This is a genomic window from Streptomyces sp. NBC_01520, assembly GCF_045040375.1.
Lineage (GTDB): Bacteria > Actinomycetota > Actinomycetes > Streptomycetales > Streptomycetaceae > Streptomyces.
Genome location: NZ_CP109404.1, coordinates 2,674,409 through 2,695,416, shown reverse-complemented (window position 1 = coordinate 2,695,416; position 21,008 = coordinate 2,674,409). Strand labels below are relative to the sequence as shown.

19 protein-coding genes and 1 pseudogene are annotated in these 21,008 nt (G+C 71.3%); 10 read left to right on the top strand and 10 right to left on the bottom strand.

The features are described 5' to 3' along the window. Window positions 1-15 precede the first annotated feature (15 nt). The 3 genes from OG524_RS12195 (at window position 16) to OG524_RS12185 (ending at window position 3,628) form a co-directional block, all read left to right on the top strand. Entirely contained in the window at window positions 16-666 is a 651-nt protein-coding gene (locus OG524_RS12195) for a DsbA family protein (RefSeq protein WP_405390826.1), read from the top strand. 120 nt (window positions 667-786) lie between these two features. Next, a complete protein-coding gene (locus OG524_RS12190) occupies window positions 787-2,157 on the top strand; it encodes an MFS transporter (RefSeq protein WP_405390827.1) in 1,371 nt (456 codons plus the stop codon). After that, window positions 2,147-3,628: a pyridoxal phosphate-dependent decarboxylase family protein gene (locus tag OG524_RS12185; protein WP_405390828.1), complete on the top strand. Its 1,482-nt coding sequence runs from the start codon at window positions 2,147-2,149 to the stop codon at window positions 3,626-3,628. The genes OG524_RS12190 and OG524_RS12185 overlap by 11 nt, the downstream gene beginning before the upstream one ends. A 145-nt stretch (window positions 3,629-3,773) precedes the next feature. On the opposite strand, the gene OG524_RS12180 is transcribed toward OG524_RS12185, so the two are convergent. Continuing rightward, the gene (locus tag OG524_RS12180) at window positions 3,774-4,415 is read right to left on the bottom strand and encodes a superoxide dismutase (protein WP_405390829.1); all 642 of its coding nucleotides are present in this window, start codon (window positions 4,413-4,415) and stop codon (window positions 3,774-3,776) included. A gap of 97 nt (window positions 4,416-4,512) precedes the next feature. Continuing rightward, a complete protein-coding gene (locus tag OG524_RS12175; protein WP_405390830.1) occupies window positions 4,513-5,577 on the bottom strand; it encodes a glycerophosphodiester phosphodiesterase family protein in 1,065 nt (354 codons plus the stop codon). 150 nt (window positions 5,578-5,727) lie between these two features. Here OG524_RS12175 and OG524_RS12170 point away from each other — a divergent pair, with 150 nt between their 5' ends. After that, on the top strand, window positions 5,728-6,180 hold the full coding sequence (locus tag OG524_RS12170) for a GNAT family N-acetyltransferase (RefSeq protein WP_405390831.1): 453 nt from the start codon (window positions 5,728-5,730) through the stop codon (window positions 6,178-6,180). Between the two features lie 12 nt (window positions 6,181-6,192). On the opposite strand, the gene OG524_RS12165 is transcribed toward OG524_RS12170, so the two are convergent. Beyond that, on the bottom strand, window positions 6,193-7,386 hold the full coding sequence (locus tag OG524_RS12165) for an MFS transporter (protein ID WP_405390832.1): 1,194 nt from the start codon (window positions 7,384-7,386) through the stop codon (window positions 6,193-6,195). 59 nt (window positions 7,387-7,445) lie between these two features. Between OG524_RS12165 and OG524_RS12160 the strand changes: the two genes are divergently transcribed. After that, complete coding sequence (locus OG524_RS12160; RefSeq protein WP_405390833.1) at window positions 7,446-8,414, top strand: ArsR/SmtB family transcription factor; 969 nt, start codon at window positions 7,446-7,448, stop codon at window positions 8,412-8,414. Here the strand turns inward: OG524_RS12160 and OG524_RS12155 are convergent. From OG524_RS12155 to OG524_RS12145, 3 genes and pseudogenes are all read right to left on the bottom strand, one after another. Beyond that, complete coding sequence (locus tag OG524_RS12155) at window positions 8,399-9,061, bottom strand: CatB-related O-acetyltransferase (protein WP_405390834.1); 663 nt, start codon at window positions 9,059-9,061, stop codon at window positions 8,399-8,401. The genes OG524_RS12160 and OG524_RS12155 overlap by 16 nt on opposite strands. Window positions 9,062-9,104: 43 nt before the next feature. Continuing rightward, window positions 9,105-9,422 (bottom strand): annotated as a pseudogene (locus tag OG524_RS12150) (amino acid transporter); the annotation flags it as partial. A 56-nt stretch (window positions 9,423-9,478) separates the two neighbouring features. Next, entirely contained in the window at window positions 9,479-10,873 is a 1,395-nt protein-coding gene (locus OG524_RS12145; RefSeq protein WP_405810175.1) for an amino acid permease, read from the bottom strand. Window positions 10,874-11,140: 267 nt separating this feature from the next. Between OG524_RS12145 and OG524_RS12140 the strand changes: the two genes are divergently transcribed. Beyond that, a complete protein-coding gene (locus OG524_RS12140) occupies window positions 11,141-11,734 on the top strand; it encodes a biotin transporter BioY (RefSeq protein WP_405390836.1) in 594 nt (197 codons plus the stop codon). Here OG524_RS12140 and OG524_RS12135 read toward each other — a convergent pair. Both OG524_RS12135 and OG524_RS12130 read right to left on the bottom strand, forming a co-directional pair. Then, complete coding sequence (locus tag OG524_RS12135; protein ID WP_405390837.1) at window positions 11,715-13,070, bottom strand: FAD-binding oxidoreductase; 1,356 nt, start codon at window positions 13,068-13,070, stop codon at window positions 11,715-11,717. The genes OG524_RS12140 and OG524_RS12135 overlap by 20 nt on opposite strands. 89 nt (window positions 13,071-13,159) lie before the next feature. Beyond that, complete coding sequence (locus tag OG524_RS12130) at window positions 13,160-14,599, bottom strand: amino acid permease (protein WP_405390838.1); 1,440 nt, start codon at window positions 14,597-14,599, stop codon at window positions 13,160-13,162. 245 nt (window positions 14,600-14,844) lie between these two features. Here OG524_RS12130 and OG524_RS12125 point away from each other — a divergent pair, with 245 nt between their 5' ends. From OG524_RS12125 to OG524_RS12115, 3 genes are all read left to right on the top strand, one after another. Next, complete coding sequence (locus OG524_RS12125) at window positions 14,845-15,333, top strand: ribose-5-phosphate isomerase (protein ID WP_405390839.1); 489 nt, start codon at window positions 14,845-14,847, stop codon at window positions 15,331-15,333. 76 nt (window positions 15,334-15,409) lie between these two features. After that, complete coding sequence (locus OG524_RS12120) at window positions 15,410-16,216, top strand: Fpg/Nei family DNA glycosylase (RefSeq protein ID WP_405390840.1); 807 nt, start codon at window positions 15,410-15,412, stop codon at window positions 16,214-16,216. Window positions 16,217-16,448: 232 nt separating this feature from the next. Continuing rightward, a complete protein-coding gene (locus OG524_RS12115) occupies window positions 16,449-17,594 on the top strand; it encodes a PP2C family protein-serine/threonine phosphatase (protein WP_405390841.1) in 1,146 nt (381 codons plus the stop codon). A gap of 120 nt (window positions 17,595-17,714) precedes the next feature. Here the strand turns inward: OG524_RS12115 and OG524_RS12110 are convergent, their stop codons facing one another. Next, the gene (locus OG524_RS12110; protein WP_405393226.1) at window positions 17,715-18,887 is read right to left on the bottom strand and encodes a cation:proton antiporter; all 1,173 of its coding nucleotides are present in this window, start codon (window positions 18,885-18,887) and stop codon (window positions 17,715-17,717) included. A gap of 150 nt (window positions 18,888-19,037) precedes the next feature. Between OG524_RS12110 and OG524_RS12105 the strand changes: the two genes are divergently transcribed. After that, window positions 19,038-19,538: an HD domain-containing protein gene (locus OG524_RS12105; protein ID WP_405810172.1), complete on the top strand. Its 501-nt coding sequence runs from the start codon at window positions 19,038-19,040 to the stop codon at window positions 19,536-19,538. A 47-nt stretch (window positions 19,539-19,585) separates the two neighbouring features. On the opposite strand, the gene OG524_RS12100 is transcribed toward OG524_RS12105, so the two are convergent. Beyond that, a complete protein-coding gene (locus OG524_RS12100) occupies window positions 19,586-20,794 on the bottom strand; it encodes an acyltransferase family protein (RefSeq protein WP_405390843.1) in 1,209 nt (402 codons plus the stop codon). Between the last annotated feature and the right edge of the window lie 214 nt (window positions 20,795-21,008).

The following is a 21,008-nucleotide window of genomic DNA, read 5'->3' as shown; positions in this document are numbered from 1 at the left end:
CTCATGAGGAGAGACATGCCCGAGAACAGCACGTCGAACGGCAGGACCCCGGCGGACTTCTGGTTCGACCCGCTCTGTCCCTGGGCCTGGATGACCTCCCGCTGGATGCTGGAGGTGGAGAAGGTCCGTGACGTGGAGGTCCGCTGGCACGTGATGAGCCTGGCCGTCCTCAACGAGAACAGGCTGGACGAGCTGCCCGAGGAGTACCGGGACATGCTGGCCACCAAGGCGTGGGGCCCGGTCCGGGTCGTGGTCGCCGCCCGCGAGAAGCACGGCGACGAGGTCGTCGGCCCCCTGTACACGGCCATGGGAACCCGCTTCCACAACAAGGGCGAGGGACCCACCCGCGAGGCCGTCGTGGCCTCGCTGGAGGACGTCGGCCTGCCGGTGGAACTCGCGGACTACGCCGACTCCGACGCGTACGACACCCAGCTGCGCGCCTCCCACCAGGAGGGCATCGACAAGGTCGGCCAGGACGTCGGCACCCCGGTCATCTCCGTACCGGGCCCCGACGGTGAGCAGATCGCCTTCTTCGGACCGGTCGTCACCCCCGCCCCGAAGGGCGAGGACGCGGCGAAGCTGTGGGACGGCACGCTGCTCGTGGCGTCCATCCCCGGCTTCTACGAGATCAAGCGGACCCGTACGCAGGGCCCCGTCTTCGACTGACCCGCCCCGTGCCGCACGCCGCGGGTTCCCGGCACTCCGGGGCCCGCGGCGTGCCGCGTCCAGGATTCCGGCCCGGCGACATCTTGCCGACCGCTCGAACTGTCGTTCATGATCGGGCGCATGCCAGCCGCCGCGCGTCCGGACGCAGCACCGCACCTGCCACGTACCGTACGGATCGGCTACGGGCTCGGCTCCCTGTGCACCGGCACCTTCGCCACCGTGCCCGGCCTGATCCTGCTCTACTACCTCACCAACGTCCTCGCCGTGCCCGCCGCCGTCGCCGGCGCCGCGGTCTTCCTGCCGAAGGCCTGGGACGTCCTGATCAACCCGCTGGTCGGCGCGCTCTCCGACCGCAGCCGGCTGCGCGGCGGACCGCGACGCCCGTTCCTGCTGACCGGCGCCTGCACCCTGCCGCCCCTCTTCGCGCTGATCTTCGCCGCGCCCCCGCTCAGGGGCGCCCCGGCCGCCGGATACGTCGCCGTCCTGTTCCTGCTCGCCGCCACCGCGTACGCCGTCTTCCAGGTGCCGTACGTGACGATGCCCGCCGAGATGACCGAGGACCCGCACGAGCGAGGGCGCGTCCTGGGCTGGCGGGTGGGATTCCTCGGCGTCGCCATCCTGCTGTCCGGCGCGCTCGCCCCCGCCGTCGCGCACGCCGACGGCGACACCCCGCAGAGCTACCGGCTGATGGGCGTCGCCGTCGCCGTGCTGCTGGCCGTCGGCATGTTCGGGGCCTGGGCCGCCACCCGGCGGGCCCCGGCGGTCGCCCGCAGCGAGGCCGAACCCTCCCTGCGGGCCCAGCTCGCCACCGCCCGCTCCCACCGTCCCTTCCTGTACCTCGCCGGGATGTGGACCCTGCAGGCCCTCGCGATCGGCGTGATGCTCGCGGGCGTCCAGTACTTCGCCACGTACACCCTCGGCTCTGCGGGCGCGGTCACACCGCTGTTCGCCTGCCTGATCGGCCCGCTGGTCCTGTTCATGCCGCTGTGGAACCGGCTGGCCCGCCGCAAGGGCGTGACGTACGCGCAGTGGTGCGCCTCCCTGCTCTACACCGCCGGGGCGGTGGCCCTCGCCTTCACGGGCACCGGCGGCCCCGTCGTCGGCTACGCGGCGGTCGTCCTCGTCGGCATCGCCTACGCGGGGCTGCAACTGCTGCCCCTGACGATGCTCGCGGACACCCTGGCCGCCGACGCCGCCCGCACCGGAAGGCGGCGGGCGGCGACCTTCACCGGGCTGTGGACCGCTGCCGAGACCCTGGCCTTCGCCCTGGGCGCCGGGGTGTTCGCCCTGGTCCTGGCCGTGACGGGCTTCCGCTCCTCCGACGCCGCCCACCACGTGGACCAGCCGGACGCCGCGCTGACCGGGATCATCACGGGGATGAGCGTGCTGCCCGCCGGCCTCGCCCTCGCGAGCCTCTGGCTACTGCACCGCTACCGCGAGCCCCCGACCGAATCCGTCCCCCTCCACGAGGAGCCCGCCCGTGCCGACTGACCCCGCTCCCGACCGCGCCCTGCCCGACGGACGCCCCGCCGTGGAGGTGCTCGCCGAACTGCGCGCCCTGCGCGAGAGCGACGCGCCGACCCGAGGGGGCCGCACCTTCGCCTATGTCTACGACGCGGGACTTGACGGCCTCGACGAGCTGGCGGCGGAGGCCTATACCGCGTTCGCGACGGTCAACGGACTGGACCCCACGGTCTTCCCGAGCGTCGCCCGGCTGGAGAACGACCTGGTCGCCGCGGTCGCCGCCCTGCTCGGGGCGCCCGGCGCCCAGGGCACGTTCACCAGCGGCGGCACCGAGAGCATCCTGCTCGCCGTCAAGACCGCCCGCGACCACGCCCGGACGGTCCGGGGCGTCACCGACCCGCAGCTGGTGCTGCCCTCCACCGCCCACGCGGCCTTCCACAAGGCCGCCGCCTACCTGGGCGTGGAGACGGTCGTGGTGCCCGTCGACCCGGCCACCTTCCGCGCCGACGCCGACGCCGTGGCCGCCGCGCTCACCGACCGCACGGTGCTGGTGGTCGCCTCCGCGCCCTCGTACGCCCACGGGGTGATCGACCCCGTCGCGGAGATCGCGGCAGCGGCCGCCGGGCGCGGGGTGCTGTGCCATGTGGACGCCTGCATCGGCGGCTGGCTCCTGCCGTACCTGCGGCGGGCGGGACGCGAGGTGCGGCCCTTCGACCTGTCCGTGCCCGGTGTCACCTCGCTCTCCGTGGACCTGCACAAGTACGCGTACGCCGACAAGGGCGCCTCCGTGGTCCTTTACCGGGACGCCGAGCTCCGCCGCCACCAGTACTTCGCGCACGCGGGCTGGCCCGGCTACCCCGTCGTCAACCCGACCGTGCAGGGCACCAAGTCCGGCGGCCTCCTCGCCCAGGCCTGGGCGGTGCTCCAGCACGTGGGGGAGGAGGGCTACACGGCCCTGGCGGGCCGGGTCGCCGAGGCCTCGGACCGGCTGCTGGCCGGACTGCGGGCGGTCGAGGGCGTGCGGGTGCTGGGCGAACCGGCCGCCGGGCTCGTCGCGTTCACGGCCGCCCGGGACGACGACGGCGCCCCCGACCTCAGCCTGCTCCTCCATCTCGCCGACGAGATGCGCGAGCTCGGCTGGTACCTCCAGCCGCAGCTCTCCTTCGACGGCCTGCCGCCCAACCTCCACCTCACGCTCACCCCGGCCACGGTCGGTCAGGTCGACGCCCTGCTCGACGACCTCGCGGTCGCCCTGGCGAAGGCCCGCGCCCTGGAGCCGGTGACGGTGGACCCGGGACTCGCCGAACTGGCCGCCGGGCTGGACCCGCGGACCCTCGGACCGGACGAGGCCGCCGCTGTCCTCGCCTTCGCCGGTCTCGGTGAGGGCACCGGACTGCCCCGCAGGACGGCCCCCGTGCTCGTCCTGCTGGACGCGCTGCCACAAGCGCTCAAGGAACGGCTCCTCGCGGAGTTCATCGGTTCCGTCTTCCGCGTCTGAGGACGCCGGCCCGGCATGGAGAACCCCGCGCCGCCCCGGCATGGGAGAACCCCCGCGAGTCATGTCCTCGCGGGGGTTCTCCGTTGATCCGCCTGCCGGGTGAGGCGTTGAGAAGACGATCACGAGGCAGGACGCCCGTGGGCCGTCAGGGGGCGAGCAGGAGCACGTCCGCGCGCTCCTTGGCCGCGGCGTACCGCTTCGCCACGTCCTGCCAGTTGACGACGCGCCACATCGCCTCGATGAAGTCGACCTTCTGGTTCTTGTACTGCAGGTAGAACGCGTGCTCCCAGGCGTCGAAGACCAGCACCGGGACCGAGCCCTGGCCGACGTTGCCCTGGTGGTCGTAGACCTGCTCGACGATCAGCCGGCCGCTGACCGGCTCGTACGCCAGGACGCCCCAGCCGGAACCCTGCGTGGTCGCCGCGGCCTTCGTCAGCTGCGACTTGAAGCCGGCGTACGAGCCGAAGGACTCGGTGATCGCGTCGGCCAGATCCCCCACACCGTCCGCCGCGAGGGGCTCGCCGCCGCCGTCGCCGGTCATGTTGTGCCAGTAGATCGAGTGCAGGATGTGGCCGGAGAGATGGAAGGCGAGGTTCTTCTGGAGACCGTTGACCGCACCCCAGACCTCCTTTTCGCGGGCCTCTTCCAGCTGCTCCAGGGTGTCGTTCGCACCCTTGACGTACGCCGCGTGGTGCTTGTCGTGGTGGAGCTCGACGATCTGCGGGTCGATGGCCGGTTCGAGCGCCGCGTAGTCGTACGGGAGTTCCGGAAGCGTGTACGTGGCCATGGGTTCGAACCCTCCAACTGCTGACTTGTTGTTATTGCAAGTTGTTCGCAATTGCAGGCTAGCAGGAGGAGGGCCCGAAAGTGATCAGCCTCCCGGCCTAGGACCGCAGACCGTCGCGCGCCGTCGCCGCCAGGTCCGGGAAGTCCGTGACGACCGCGTCCACCCCCTGGCCGAAGTGGAAGGCGTACTCCGCGAAGGCGTCACCGAATTCGGCCGGCGCGGTGCCCCTGCGGTACGCGGCCGGGAGGTACTGGTTCTCGGCCCGGAAGGTGTACGCGCCGACCTTCAGCCCCGCCGCGTGCGCGTCGGCCAGCAGGGTGAGCGGCGGCACGAGCGACGACTTGTCGGGCCCGATCCACCGCGCGTACGAGGCGATCTCGCGCAGCCCGGCCGGCGTCATCATCTCCTTGTAGGTGACCGGATGGCCGTACGGACCGCCGCTCGTGCCCAGCGCCTGCCAGAGCGGGAGCCCGAGCCGCGCCCGGGCCACCCGGTGGAGGCTGGACGGCTCGAAGGACTGGACGACGCAGTCGCGGGCGGTGAGCCGGTTGCGGCGGACGACCCGGACCAGCTCCGGTTCGAGCGGCAGGCCGATCGAGCGGAAGTACGTCGGGTGCTTCGTCTCGGGGAACACCACGATCCGGCGGCCGTGCTCCTTCGACAGCGCCCGGGCGAGGTCCACGACCTCCTGGAAGGTCATGATCTGCTCGCGCCCGTCGAAGACCGTGTTGCGGTTACGGACCAGGGGCAGCCGCTCCACGGCGCGCAGCGTCTTCAGCTCCGCGAGGGTGAAGTCCTCGGTGAACCAGCCGGTGACGGAACGGCCGTCCACCGTCTTCGTGGTGCGGCGGCCGGCGAACTCCGGGTGCAGGGCCACGTCCGTCGTACCCGAGATCTCGTTCTCGTGGCGCACGACCAGGATGTGGTCCTTCGTCGGAACGAGGTCGGGCTCTATCCAGTCGGCCCCGGCGCGCACCGCGAACGTGTAGGCGGAGGCGGTGTGTTCGGGCCGCCAGCCGGCCGCGCCCCGGTGGCCGATGACGAGCGGACCGTGGGACCGGCGCGTACCGCCGGACGTGGCCGCGACGGCCGGGGCGGCGGCGGCCGCCGAAACGGCGGCCGTGGCCAGGAGAACCGAACGGCGCCTCGGGTGCTGGGACATGCTGTCTCCTCGTGGCTCGGGTGGGAGACCCACGAAAGCCACGAGGGGTTACGACAGGGCGGACGGCGGCTTGCGGCATGGTGTACGGGCGTGGGTAGGGTCGACGGCGGGGCGTCGGGGGCCGACGGCCCGGAGAGGGGGACGGCGCGGATGAAGGTACGGGAGGGGCGCCCCGACGAGGCAGCGGCACTGACCGGGCTCGCACTGCGGTCGAAGGGGCACTGGGGGTACGACGAGGACTTCCTGGCCGCCTGCCGCGACGAACTCACCGTCCGCCCGGCCGATGTGAGCCCCCGGCGCACGCGGGTCGCGGAGGAGGACGGGCGCGTCCTGGGCTTCACCACCCTGGACGGGGACCCTCCCCGGGGCGCCCTCGGCATGATGTTCGTGGAGCCGGACACGATCGGCCGGGGCGTGGGCAGGACGCTCTTCGAGCACACCATGGCGCAGGCGCGCCGGCTCGGTTTCGCGGAGCTCACCATCGACGCCGACCCGAACGCCGAGCCGTTCTACGTGGCCATGGGTGCGGTACGCATCGGCGCGACGCCGTCGGGCTCGATCCCGGGGCGCGAACTGCCGTTGCTCCGCATCGATCTCGGCTGATTCCCCGGGCGGTCACGCCTTCACGGGCAGGCGGCCGTCGACCGCCCCGCGATCCCGCCGCAGCCCCGGTGCCAGGGCCGCGGTGACCGCGACGGAGGCCGCCGCCAGCACCGTGATCGCCGTCGCGCCGGAGGTCAGCTCGGCCAGGCTCCCGGCGAGCGCCGCAGCGACGCCCTGCATGGCGAGCATCCCGGAGGAGTGCAGGCCGAGGGCCTGACCGGCCATCGGGTCCGGGGTCAGCGCCATCAGGCGCTCCTGGAGCAGCAGGCTCGCCGAGAAGCCGGCCGAGGCGAGGGTGACGAGCACCAGGGCCAGGGGAAGCGCCGGTCGCAGCGCGAACAGCAGATAGGGCACCGCGAGCAGCAGGAGCAGGGGAGTCGCCAGGCGTCCCCGCCACCGCCGGGGGACGAACCGGCCCGCCATCGTGTCCCCGACGAGCATCCCGAGGGCCGCGCAGGCGAAGAGGAGCCCCGCGCGGTCCGGCATATAGGGGACGAAGAGCGATTCGCAGCCGACGACCAGCCCGTTGGGCAGCCAGAGCATGAGATACACGCGGCGACGGGGCGCCGACGACAGCAGGAGCCTGTTGGTCCGCCACGTCTCACCGGCCGACGGCCGGCCGGCGACCCTGGGCGGACGCCGGTCCAGGCCGAACCGCGCGGCACCCGCACCGGCCACGTACAGGGCGGCGGCGACGAGCAGCGTGCCGCGCGGGGACAGCACGGCCACCAGGACCCCGCCGGCCGCGTACCCGCAGATCTGCGTCGTGCCCGAGCACATGTTGAGCACGGAACGCCCCAGCAGATAGGCGTCCTTGGGCAGTACCTCGGTGAGCAGGCCGTACCGCACCCCGCCGACCACCGCCGCGACGACCCCCTCACCCAGCACGATCGCGAAGACCGCCGGGAGCGGGAGCCCGGGTACGGCCAGGAGGGCGGTCCCGGCCCCGAAGACGAGTGCCGCACAGCTCAGTGCGGCGCGCGGCGGCAGCCGGTCGGCCGCCGACATCAGCAGGGTCGCGCCGAACAGCTGGGCGAGCGAGGAGCCGAACATGGACAGGGTGGCGAGCAGCGGCGACCCGGTGGCGGCGTGGACGAGGGTGCCGAGCGCCAGCCCGCTCGTCGTCGAGGCGGCACCCTGGAGGGCGCCGGTCGCGAAGAGGGGCCCGAACTGCGGTACCCGGAACACTTCCCGGTAGGTGAGCATGCCGGGGAGTCTTGGTGATGCCTCCGCACGGCCGTTACTGTTTCGCGCGGAGGCGAAAGATGGGCTGGTGGCAGGTCAACGCGGACACCCTGGCGGCGGGCAGGTTCGTCGTGTCGGAGCTGACCGAGACCACCGCGACCCTTCAGGCCCTGGAGCGAGGAACGGCCACACACCCGGCCGAACACGCGTGGTTCGACCAGCACCGGCCCGCCTACCGGCAGCGTCTCGCCGACGACCCGGTCACCGCACAGCTCGTACGGACCGCTCTCGGAGGCCACTGGAACGCGGACTTCCTCACCCCCACCCCCACCGGCGAGGGCACGTTCGCCCAGAACCTGACACGCGTCCGCGAGACACCGCCCGCCGAGGCCCGCGCCGACCTGGAGGTGTCCAGGGGCGGCCCGCTCCCGGCGCAGCTGCGCCGCACCGACCTGCCGGAGCGGGCCGCCGGCCTGCTGGAGTGGGTGTGGGAGCGGATCGTGCTCCCCGACTGGCCGCGCCGCCGGCGGATCATCGGGGCGGACATCGTGGCGCGGGCGGCACAGCTGAGCCAGGGCGGCTGGGCCGCGGCGCTGGACGCGATGAATCCGGGCATGCGCTGGCTGGGCGGGAGCCGGCTCCAGATCAACCCGCGTGACTATCCGCCACGCGAACTCGCCGGGGTACAGCTGGTGTTCGCCCCGGTCACGCCCCGGCAGGGCTGGGTCTCCTGGGACGCCGCGGCGCAGCGGTACGCCGTCGTGTACGCCTGCTCGGGCACCCTGTCGGAGGCGGACCGGCCCCATGTCCCGGACAGTCTCGGCCGGCTGCTGGGGCCCGCGCGGGCCGGGGTCCTCGTGCTGCTCGACCGGCCCAGGACCACCACGGAGCTGGTGGCCCTGACCGGCCAGGGGCTGGGATCGGTGGGCCGGCACCTGAAGGTCCTGCTCGACGCGGGCCTGGCCGGGCGCCGGCGTTCGGGGCGGTCGGTCCTCTACTTCCGTACGGAGCCGGGCGAGGTGCTCCTCGGAGCTCAGCTCCCCGGCTGAGCGGGGCCCCCGGGCGCGGCCGCCTCCAGCTCGTCGACGCTGCCGGACATGATCGTTCGGATGTGCTCGGTGATGTGCTCGGCGGGCCAGTGCCACCAGGCGACGGCGAGCAGCCGGGCGATGTCCGCGTCCCCGTACCGGGTGCGGATCCGGGTCGCCGGATTGCCGCCGACGATCGCGTAGTCCGGGACGTCACCGGTGACCACCGCGCCCGCCGCGATGATCGCGCCGTTCCCGATCCGTACGCCCGGCATCACCGTGGACCGGTAACCGAACCACACGTCGTGGCCCACCACGGTGTCGCCCCGGCCCGGCAGGTCGGCCAGCATGTCGAAGTGGTCGGTCCAGGAGCCACCCAGGGTGGGGAAGGGGAACGTCGACGGGCCGTCCATCCGGTGGTTGGCGCCGTTCATGATGAACCGCACCCCGGTCCCCAGTGCGCAGAACCTGCCGATGACGAGCTTCTCCGGACCGTAGTGGTACAGCACGTTGCGGGTCTCGAACGCGGTCGCGTCATCGGGGTCGTCGTAGTACGAGTACTCGCCGACCTCGATGAGCGCCGAGGTGACCAGGGGCTTCAGCTGCACCACCCGGGGCTGGCCGGGCATCGGGTGCAGCACGGTGGGATCGGCGGGGACGGGACTCATCCCGGCACTCTCCCAGAAGACCCGTGCGGTGGGCACGGGAATTTCAGGCGCGCGGGCCGCGCCCCGCACGCTTCTGCCGGACCAGACCGGTCACGATCAGCACCGCGGTCAGCGCGCCGGTCGCCAACAGCTGTTCGCGAGTGTCGGGTTGACGCAGCATCAGGAGGAAGATCCCCGCCATGGCGAGCAGCGCCACGATCGTCAGGACCGGGAAGAGCCACATCCGTACGACGAGCTTCTCGGGCGATTCGCGCTCCAGCCGGCTGCGCAGGATCAGCTGGGAGACGGCGATGAAGACCCAGACGACCAGGATCACCGCGCCGATCATGTTGAGCAGCCACGGGAAGACGTCGTCGGGACGCACCGGACTCGCACATCGTTCACATCCAGGTACCGCCACGGCCGAAGTACGGCACCTCAGGACCTGCGGGCGCGCCACTGGCGTACGGCCGCGACGAGCAGCACCAGTCCGGTCGCCCCCGCCGACCACAGCACCTGAGGGCGGGCCGCCTCATCGGTGAGCATCAGCAGCAGGACGGCCGGCAGTGCCGCCAGCGTCAGCCAGGTCAGACAGGGGAAGCACCACATCCGCAGGGCGAGCGCGCCCGGTGCCTCGCGCTCCAGCCTGCGCCGCAGCCGCAGCTGTGAGGCGGCGATCAGGCCCCACACGAACAGCAGGACCGCGCCGACCGAGTTGAGCAGGTGGAGGAACACCGTGTCGGGCCACTTCAGGTTGAGCAGCACCGATACGAAGCCGAAGGCCACCGAGGCCAGCACCGCCCGCCGCGGCACCCCGCCCCCGTCGCTTCCCGAAACCTTGAGCAGTCCGCGGGGCGCCTCGCCGCGCTCGGCGAGCGAGAAGATCATCCGGGACGACCCGTACAGGTTGGCGTTGAGCGCCGAGAGCAGTGCCACGAACACCACGATGTTCATGATCTGCCCGGCCGACGGCACCCCGATCGAGTCCAGCACCTTCACGTAGGGGCTGAGCCCTGCCCGCTGCGCGGTCCACGGAAGCACGGTCACGATCACCAGCATCGAGCCGACGTAGAAGAAGAGGATGCGCACCACCGCGCCGCGCACCGCACGCCCCACCGCACGCGCGGGATCCTCGGTCTCCGCCGCCGCGATCGTCAGGACCTCCAGCCCGCCGAACGCGAACACCACCGTGAGCACGCCGGACACGACCCCGGCCCAGCCGTTCGGCAGGAAGCCGCCGTGCCCGGTCAGGTTGGTCATCCCCACCGCACCGGTGTCCGGCAGGAGGCCGAAGACGGCCAGTGCCCCCAGCACCAGGAAGACCACGATCGCGGTCACCTTGAGCGCGGCGAACCAGAACTCGAACTCGCCGAAATTCCGTACCGCCGTCAGGTTGGCAGCCGTGAACACCACCATGAACACCAGCACCCAGACCCACGGATCCACCGCAGGCACCCAGGAATGGGCGATCTGCGCGGCGGCCGTCGCCTCCACGGCGAGGACCACCACCAGCAGGAACCAGTAGAGCCAGCCCACACTGAATCCGGCCCAGCGGCCCAGGGCACGCTCCGCGTGCACGGAGAAGGAACCGGACGCGGGCATCGCCGCCGACATCTCGCCGAGCATCCGCATCACCAGCATCGCGAGCGTGCCCGCGATCAGGTACGAGACGACGACGGCGGGTCCGGCGACAGCGATCCCGGCACCCGAGCCGACGAACAGCCCGGCACCGATCACCCCGCCCAGCCCGAGCATCGTCAGATGCCGCTGCTTCAGGCCGTGGGCCAGGAGTTCGGACGGAACGGCGGGGTGCGTGGGGGGCGCGTCGTGCATGAGCTGCGAGTCACTCTCGGATCATTTATGGGGAACCTACAGTCTCACGCCTACCGACCCCTGCCCGCGCGCGGAGCCGCCACCATCCCCACCACCGTGACAAGCATCACGCCGACGAGTGATTGCGCGACGCTCTTTGTGTGAACCCCACTAACCCCTCAACCGCCGCTTTGTGGGCGGCTGATGGTGATCGAGCGATATTCCGTCGGCTAACGTCACCATCAGTCCGTCCCCACCCGTCCTGCTGCCCTCACCCGCGGAGTCCCGATGAGCACTGCTGCCGCCCCCACCCGTTCCGGAGCGGTCCTCGCCGACCTGCTGCCCGCCGCCCGGCACCGCTACGCCGTGGACACGGCCCTGGTCGTCGGCGGCGCCGCCCTCACCGGCATCGCGGCCCAGATCGCCGTGCCCGTGCCCGGCTCCCCGGTGCCCGTCACCGGCCAGACCTTCGCCGCGCTGCTCATCGGCACCGCGCTCGGCGCCCGGCGGGGCTTCCTCTCCCTCGCCCTGTACGCGCTCGTCGGCATGGCCGGCATGCCGTGGTTCTCCGAGGGCAGCTCCGGCGCGGGCGGCGCCTCGTTCGGCTACGTCCTGGGCATGCTGCTCGCCGCCACGGTCGTCGGCGGCCTCGCCCGGCGCGGCGGCGACCGTTCCGTGCTGCGGACCGCGGGGACGATGGCCGTCGGGTCCGTCATCATCTACGCGGTCGGCGTGCCGTACCTGGCGCTCTCCACCGGGATGTCGATGAGCGCCGCCGTCGCGGCCGGCCTGGTGCCGTTCCTGATCGGCGACGCGCTCAAGGCCGCGCTGGCCATGGGCGCGCTGCCCGCCTCCTGGAAGCTCATCGGGCGTCGCGGCTGACGCCGTACGCACCGCCGAAGAGGCTCGCCGGGTCGTGACGCGACACCAGACCGGCGAGCCTCTCGCGTGTCCCGGGTCCGTGGAAGCCGTCGGTGCGGTCCCCGCCGCCGAAGGAGAAGTTCAGCGAACGGCCCAGGGTGTACGGCGTCAGCCCCGCGGCCACCTCCGCGTACAGCGCCCGTACCGCGGAGACGTCCGTACCGTCCAGCGGTGACAGCAGCCGCAGCAGGAAGCCCGCCTCCCGGTGGGGCACCGCGCTGTCCTCGGCGGGCGGCACGGCCGGCGCCCCGCCCAGGTGGTTGAGCTGGACCACCGTCATCATCGGCGCCTTCGGCCCGGTCAGCTCCAGCAGCCGCCCGGCGGACCGGGCGTCCAGCTCGCGGAGCATCAGGCCGTCGCCGTAGTAGGCGTGCGGGAACGGCGGGTCGCTGTGGATGGTGTGGCTCTCGGCGTACGGCATCTCCCGCAGCGAGTCCGCGAGCGCCGGCCCGATCGCCCGCAGCGGCGCCACCAGGGCCTCGCCGTCCACCGCGCCGCCCGTGTACGCGACCCGCACGGAGACCACGTACCTGCCCCTGAACGGCTCGGGCACCTGGGGCAGTGCGGGGAACCGCAGGGCGGACACCGAGGACGTGCAGGCGTCCGGCACGGTACGCGTCCATTCCAGATAGCGGCGCAGCACCTCCGGGGCCGTGTCCCCGTCGAAGGTGACCGAGCCGCCGTACAGCCGCTCCACGGCAACCAGGCCGATCTCCAGCTCCGTCACCACACCGAGCCGGTGCCCGCCGCCCCGCAGCCCCCAGAAGAGACCGGGCTCGGTGGCCGGGGTGACATGGCGCAGGACGCCGTCGGCGGTCACCACGTCGAGGGAGCGGACGTGGTCGGCGGCGTAGCCGAACTCCCGGGCCAGGATGCCCAGTCCGCCGCCGAGCGTGTAGGAGACGGCACCGACGCCAGGGGCCGACCCGTTGAGCGGGGCGAGTCCGTACGGGGCCGCCGCCGCTATCACCCGGCCCCAGGTGACACCCGCCGCGATCCGCGCGGTGCGCCGCCCGGGGTCGATCTCCACGGAGTCCATCAGCCGGGTACGGATCAGCATCCCGCCCTCGACCGGGCCGGCCAGCCCGTGCCCGGTGGCGTGGACGGTGACGGACAGGCCGCCCGCAGCCGCGGCCCGCACGGCGGCCCGCACGTCGGCGGCCCCGGCGGCGTCCACCTGGACGGCCGGGGCGACGGGGAATCCGGTCTGGAAACCGGTGGGGGCGCCGGACGCGGGGGTACCGGACAGGGCATCGGGCTCGGCATCGGACAGGGCATGGGGCTCGGCATCGGACATGGGAAGGCTCTCCGCTCGCTCGCTGGACCACGTGGCGAGGGAGAGCCTCCCGGGTATACCTGACACCTGCCGTCAGGTATGGATATCCGTCACTCGACCGGGGCCGACGCCTTCCGGCCGCGTGACTCGCGCACCAGCGAAACGGCCACCACCAGTACCGCGACCAGCAGCGAGAGCAGCACCTGCTCGCGTCCGGTGTCGTCGGTCAGCATGTAGACGAGCACGAACGAGATCATCGCGATCGTCGCCCAGGTCAGGTACGGGAAGAGCCACATCCGTACGACCAGCTTCTCGGGCGACTCGCGCAGGATGATGCCGCGCATCCGCAGCTGGGTGAAACAGATGACCAGCCACACGAACAGGGCCACCGCACCGGAGGAGTTCAGCAGGAACTGGAACACCGTGTCCGGCCACTGGTAGTTGAAGAAGACCGCCACGAAACCGAACACGACGGACGAGAGGATCGCCGCCTGCGGCACGCCCTGCTTGTTCACCCGGGCGAAGGCCTTCGGGGCGTCGCCGCGCCGGCCGAGCGAGAAGGCCATGCGGGAGGCCGTGTAGAGGCCGGAGTTGAGGCAGGACAGCACGGCCGTCAGGACGATGACGTCCATGACCTGGCCGGCGTGCGGGATGCCGATGGCGTTCAGCGCCGCCACGTACGAGCCGTCCTTGACGATCGACGGGTCGTTCCACGGCAGCAGCGTCAGGACGATGAAGATCGAGCCCAGGTAGAAGATGGCGATACGCCAGATCACGCTGTTGGTCGCCTTGGACACGGCGCGCTGCGGGTCCTCCGACTCACCGGCCGCCAGGGTCACGATCTCGCTGCCCATGAAGGAGAAGACGACCATCAGCACACCCGTGAGGACGGCCCCCGGCCCTTCGGGGAAGAACCCCCCGGTGTCCGTGAGGTGGGCGAGGCCCGATCCCGGGTTGTCCGAGCCCGGCAGCAGGCCGAAGACGGCGAGCAGACCGACGACGACGAAGGCGCCGATGGCCACCACCTTGATCCCGGCGAACCAGAACTCGAACTCACCGTACGAGCCCACCGAGACCAGGTTGGCCGCCGTCAGCACCACCATGACGATCAGCGCCCAGGCCCACTGCGGTACGCCCGGGATCCAGCCCTCCAGGATCTTGGCACCCGCCGTGGCCTCGACGGCGAGCACCACGACCCAGAAGAACCAGTACAGCCAGCCGATGGAGAAGCCGGCCCAGCGGCCCAGGGCCTGGTCCGCGTAGGCGGAGAAGGAACCGGAACTCGGCCGGGCGACGGCCATCTCGCCGAGCATCCGCATGACGAAGACGACCATGAGGCCGACCAGCGCGTACGACAGGAGAATGGCCGGACCCGCGGCGGCGATACCGGCGCCGGAGCCGACGAAGAGGCCCGCGCCGATCACCCCGCCGATGGCGATCATCGAAAGGTGACGGTTCTTCAGACCGGCCTGAAGCCCGTCCGGGGAGTGCGGCTTGTCCGGCTCACCGGGCTGTCGGCCCGGCTCGGCCAGCGTCGTCTGCGACGTCATGGATCGAATCCTTACGTTTTCTGATCATGTGTGTCGGTCCTGCCTCCGCGGGGGTGGTGCGGAGGCAAGGCCACGCATTCAAGCCCGGCCGACGGCAAGAACGGAACCCCTTCCTCCGTTTCCTTGACCCGATCGTTGCCCACGTGGCGTTGCACACAGGCACCCGGACCGGACCAGCCGGACCGCCCGGTGGGTCCCGACCCCGCTGACGGTTACCCCGGTCCGTTCGTGCCACACTTCGCACCATGCGCGTGTACCTCGGCTCCGATCATGCTGGCTTCGAACTGAAGAACCACCTCGTCACATGGCTCACGGCCCACGGCCACGAGGCAGTCGACTGTGGTCCCCACATCTATGACGCCCAGGACGACTACCCGCCGTTCTGCCTCCGTGCCGCCGAGCGGACGGCCGCGGACAAGGACAGCCTCGGCATCGTCATCGGCGGTTCAGGGAACGGCGAGCAGATCGCCGCGAACAAGGTCAAGGGCGTCCGTGCCGCACTCGCCTGGAGCGAGCAGACGGCCGCGCTCGGCCGCGAGCACAACGACGCCAACGTGGTCGCCATCGGCGGCCGGATGCACACGCTGGAGGAGTGCACCAGGTTCGTCGAGATCTTCCTGGACACTCCGTACTCGGGCGAGGAGCGGCACACCCGCCGCATCGAGATGCTGTCGGCGTACGAGAGCACCGGCGAACTCCCTCCGATCCCGGCCCACCACCCGCAGCAGGGCTGAACAGCCCGCACCACCCGCTTTCCCGTGCCGCCGGGTCCCGCCCGGCGGCACGGTCGGTTCACCGAGGAGATCCGCCGTGCCCGAGGGGCATACGATCCACCGTCTCGCCGAGGACCACCGCGAGCGGTTCGAGGGCGGCCCGGTGCGGGTGAGCAGCCCGCAGGGGAAGTTCTCCGACAGCGCGGCACTGCTGGACGGCCGCACCCTCACCGGTGTCGACGCCCACGGCAAGCACCTCTTCCTGGGCTTCGAGGGATCGGCCTGGGTCCACATCCACCTGGGCCTGTTCGGCAAGCTCGGCTTCGGTACGGCGCCGGCACCGCCGCCCACCGACACGGTCCGGCTCCGCCTGGTCAACGACGCTCACCACGCCGATCTGCGCGGGCCCACCACCTGCGCGCTGATCACCGGCCCGGAGAAGCGCGCGATACACGACCGGCTCGGCCCGGATCCGCTGCGCGCCGACGACGGTGAGCGGTCCTGGCAGCGGATCTCCCGCAGCCGCGTCACGGTGGCCGCCCTGCTGATGGACCAGAAGGTCGTCTCGGGCGTCGGCAACGTCTACCGCGCGGAGGTCCTCTTCCGGCACGGCATCGACCCGTACCGCCTCGGCAAGGACCTGACGCGGAGGGAGTGGGACGCGATCTGGGCCGACCTCCGCGCCCTGATGCGCGAGGGGGTACGGAACAACCGGATCGACACGGTCCGCCCCGAGCACCTGCCCGAGGCGATGGGCCGGCCCCCGCGCGTCGACGACCACGGCGGCGAGGTCTATGTCTACCGCCGGGCCCGTCAGGCCTGCCACGTCTGCGGCACCGGGATCCGCACGGCCGACCTCGCGGCCCGCAACCTCTTCTGGTGCCCCGCCTGCCAGCGGGCCTGACCGGGCGGCGGGTCCACCTGGACGGATCGGCGGTTCCGGCACCCGGATCACGTCACGGGACAGACCTCGAACTCGTCCTGGAGCTGCCCCGTCCGGCGACCGGGCGCGGGAGCCGTTCCGTCGTCATATGCCATGGCTACCCGGGGTAAATCATAAGGGCGACCCAATTTCGAACACATTGTCACAGGGGTCCCCCTGCACCGGAGTCCTCCGGGTGGATAGGGTCCCGACAATGGCCCGTCGCACAGGAGTAGACGCGTACCCGGCCCGGTGGCGAAGATCGGTGCACCGGGCGCGTATCGCGCTGCGCAGGTCCGGGGTCGACTACTTCCGCGGTGACGGGTCCGACTGGATAGCCTTCGCCGGTCTGCTGCTCCTCATTCCGGCGATCACCTGCACCACCCTGCTCAACCCGGTCTGGTGCTCACCCACGGCCCTGGCCCTGCCGATCGTCGCGGGCGGCCTGCTGCTGAGGCCGGCCAGCCTGCTCAGTCTCTACGCGACCGCTGCCGCCGCCCTGATCGTGGAGTCCATCGCGCTGGGCCCCTACGCGGAAGGGCCCGCCCGGGTCACCCCGGGCACCGTCCTGGTCGTCGCCGCCTGCGGCTTCTTCGGGCTGATCCTCGCCCAGTTCCGCGCACGGGTCGGGGTGCCGTGGCGCCGCGGCGGCACGATGCTCTTCGACCTGCGTGAGCGGATCCGGGTCCAGAGCGCCCTGCCCCTCCTGCCCCAGGGCTGGCACCGCGAGATGGCGCTCCGCCCGGCGGGCGGCCAGTCCTTCTCCGGCGACTTCGTCGTCGCGGCCCGCACCAACGGCGGCCGCACCCTGGAAGCCGTACTCACCGACGTCTCCGGCAAGGGCATGGACGCGGGCTCCCGCGCCCTGCTCCTCTCCGGCGCCTTCGGCGGCCTCCTGGGCTCACTGCCGCCGCACGGCTTCCTCCCCGCGGCCAACGGCTATCTGCTGCGCCAGGACTGGGACGAAGGCTTCGCCACCTCCATCCACCTGGTCCTGGACCTGGAGTCGGGCGACTACGAGCTCCTCTCGGCCGGGCACCCGCCCGCCCTGCAACTCCACGCCGGGAGCGGCCAGTGGGAGGAGAAGGCCGCCGAGGGGCCGCTGCTCGGTGTGTACGACGGGGCCCAGTTCGACGCGGTGAAGGGCTCGTTGGCGCCCGGCGACGTGCTGATGCTCTTCACGGACGGCCTGGTGGAGGCGTCCGACCGGGACATGGCCGAAGGCATCGACCGGCTCACCGGCGAGGCCGACCGCTATGTCGCCACGGGGTTCGAGGGCGCGGCCTGGCACCTCATCGAGGCCTGCGCGAAGGACGTCAACGACGACCGCGCGCTGCTGCTGCTGTCCCGTCGCACCTGAACCGTATGGAAGCCGCCCAAAATGGTACACGCGTCAAGCTGTAGCCCCTGTGTCACTCGAACGTGAAGATCCCCGGTGTCGGGTACGGGGACGGCCGCCCCGTACCCGAGCCGGGAGTCGTCACGCCGGGACCGGCACTTTCTCCTGCTCCTTCGCCCGCGCTCCGGGCAGGATCCGGGCGAGCCAGTGCGACCGTCCGGCGGCCAGCGGTGCGAGGACCGCGAGGACGAGCACGTATCCGGCGATGAACGGAGAGAGCCGTTCGTCCAGCCCCGCGCCCGCCGCCATGGTGGCGAGGATCAGCGCGAACTCGCCCCGGGCCGTCAGGGTCGTGGAGATGTTCGCCGCGTACAAGGAGTTGAAGCCGTACACCCGTGCGGAGAAGATGCCGGAGAGCATGTTCATCGCGATGGTGAGCACCACGGCGGCCAGCACCGGCCACATCACGCTCGGCAGGTCCCCAGGGTTGATGGACAGTCCGAACGCGAAGAAGAAGATCGCGCCGAAGGCGTCCCGGAGCGGGTGGACCAGCGCGCGGATGCGATCCCCCGAGGTCGTGCTGCCGAGCATCAGGCCGACCATGAAGGCGCCGATCGCGTCCGCGACCCCGAACAGGTCGGAGACGCCGGCGACGAAGACCGCGGTGCCGAGGAAGGAGATGACGAGGAGCTCGTCGTCCCGGGTGCTGATCAGCCGGCTGATGACTTTGGTGCCGAAGCGGGCGACGAGGGCGAGCAGCAGCAGGAAGCCGAACGCTTTGGCGCCGTCCATCAGGGCCGCGCCCAGACCGTCCGACTTGGACAGGATCGGCTGCAGAGCGGCCAGGTAGAGGGCCAGGAAGACGTCGTCCACGACGATGATGCCGAGAATCGTCTTGGTCTCGGGGCTTTCGAGGCGTTTCAGGTCGACCAGGATCTTGGTGACGATCGCGGAGGACGAGATGCCGAGCACACCGGCCAGCACCAGTGCTTCGGAGAGGCCCCAGCCCAGGACGAGGCCGAAGCCCAGACCGGCGCCGACATTGAGGATCAGGTAGACGGTGCCCGCGAGCGCCATCTTCCGGCCGCCGGCCTTGAGGTCGTCGAGGCTGAACTCCAGCCCCAGGTAGAAGAGCAGCAGCACCAGACCGAGCGCGGAGAGCATCTCCAGCTCGTGGGGGTCCTCGACGAGGACGACCCCGGGGGTGTGCGGGCCGAGCAGGATCCCGGCCAGGATGAAGAGGGGGATGGTCGGCAGCCCGATGCGGCCGCCGACGCGGGCGAGGACGGCGGCCGCCAGGAAGGCGCCGCCCATGGCGATGAGCGTGTCTGCGTGTCCGATGAGCCTGATCCTTCGTTCGGTCAAGAGCGCGTCAAGGAATCGTCAGTAATTAGTTTACCGAATGATTGACACTGCAACTATGGACCCTTCGAAGAATCGCCCTCCACGGCGTACAGTCGGCGCATGCCGACCCCGTATCTGACCCTGGCCCAGGTCGAGATGATCGCCCGCGAGGCCCATCGCACCCAGACGGACAAGGCGGGTCGTCCGTACGCCGAGCACCTGGCCGCGGTCGCCGGGGGCGTGCGCGACCGTGGCGGCAGCGAGGCCCAGATCGCCGCCGCGTGGCTCCATGACGCGGTCGAGGACGACGCGCTCTCCCGGCAGTGGCTGGACGAGGCCCCGTTGCCGCGGGAGGTGAAGGAAATGGTCCTCGCCGTCACCAAGCGGGACGGCGAGGACCTGGTCGCGTACACCGGGCGGATTCTCGCCACGCCCGGCGCGCTGCTGATCAAGGAGTCGGACCTTGCACACAATGCGGACCCGGACCGTCTCGCGGTCCTGGAACCGGCAACCCGTACCCGGCTGACCGAGAAATATGCGCAGGTACGTGGGTTGTTGGGGCTCCCCGGAGGGGGAGTGGCCTCCGAGCGGCGGGATCAAGCCAACCCCGGATCGGGCTGATCCGGTGCGCCCGCGCGCCGGGCGGCACCGTAACGATCCGGACAGCGTCAGCGCCCGGCGGCGTCCCTGCGGAACGCCCAGTTCATGTCCGGCTCGGTGGCGAAGCGCAGCGCGCGCCGGACCGGCGGGGTGCAGAGCGCGGTCACCGCGGCGGCCGCGACGAGGGACACGACCACGAGTCCGGCGGGTCCCGAGAGCCACTCGTAGCGGTCGAACAGACCGAAGTACCCGGCGCCCTTGATCAGGAAGCCGTGCAGCAGATAGCCGCAGATGGTCCCCGCGCCCAGCACGGTGAACCACAGGCGGCGGCGCGGCACCCAGGCCAGGAAGGCGATCGTGAGAACCAGTGCGCACCCGAACATCGCCAGGGACATCACGGCGCCGGACCACCACGGGGCGTTCAGCTCCTGCGCGCTGCTGCTGCGGTAGAGCCAGCCCAACTGCATGCGCGGGGCGGCCCAGTAGGCGAACAGCAGGGCTCCCGCGAGCAGCGGCAGGGACAGCAGCCGCACCTCGCGCCGCCGCACCATCCGGAAGTGCTCGGGCTTCAGCAGGAGGCCGAGCACGAAGAACGGCAGGAACTGCAGGACACGCTGAAGGTCCAGGTCGTCACCGATGCCCGGAGTCACCGAGGCGAGCACCGAGATGCCCAGGGCGACCGCCAGCGGATGGCGCAGCGACTGCCACAGCGGTGTGGTGACCCGCCAGATGAACAGGGCGATCAGGAACCAGGTGAGGAACAGCGGGTCGAGCAGGGTGACCGGTGTGCCGTCCACGCCGCCGGCGTACCGCTTGAACAGCGAATACGCGGTCTCGAACAGCACATAGGGCACGGCGACCCCGGTCACCAGGCGCTTCACCTTGGCCCGGCTCATGTCGAACGACCGTGAGAAGTAGCCGGAGATGAGGATGAAGGCCGGCATGTGGAACGTGTACACGACCATGTACAGCGCCCGCGTGGTGCGGCTGCCGTCCATCACCGGTTCCCAGGCGTGCGCCACCGCGACCAGCACGATCGCGAGGTACTTCACATTGTCGAAGTAGGCGTCACGCCGCATCCGGGGAGCGGCTGCCCCCGAGCCGTCGGGGGAGGCGGCGCGGGTGGGCGCTTCGGAGCGGCCGGGAGCCGCGGAGCGGGTGGCGACAGGGAGGGAGGAGGCCCCGGCCGCCGTCCGGGCTTCCTCGTGTCTGGGCTCCGACTCCCGGGTCTCCGCGGGGATCGGGGCCCTCTGAATTTCGCTCGGAGCTTTGAACATCTACGGCACCTTAGACCCGTCGATCGGTATGCGTAAAACTCTCAGGAGATATCGCGTGTTCCCGCAGATTCGAAAATGAAACCGTCGGCAAACGACCGTTTCATGGTGATTCATCCACCTTAAACAGGGCATATGGGTGGTCAGTTGGAGAGAGTGAATTACGTCGCACGAACTCCTGGTAAAGCGCTGTGAATGAAGTGTGGGGATATGGAAA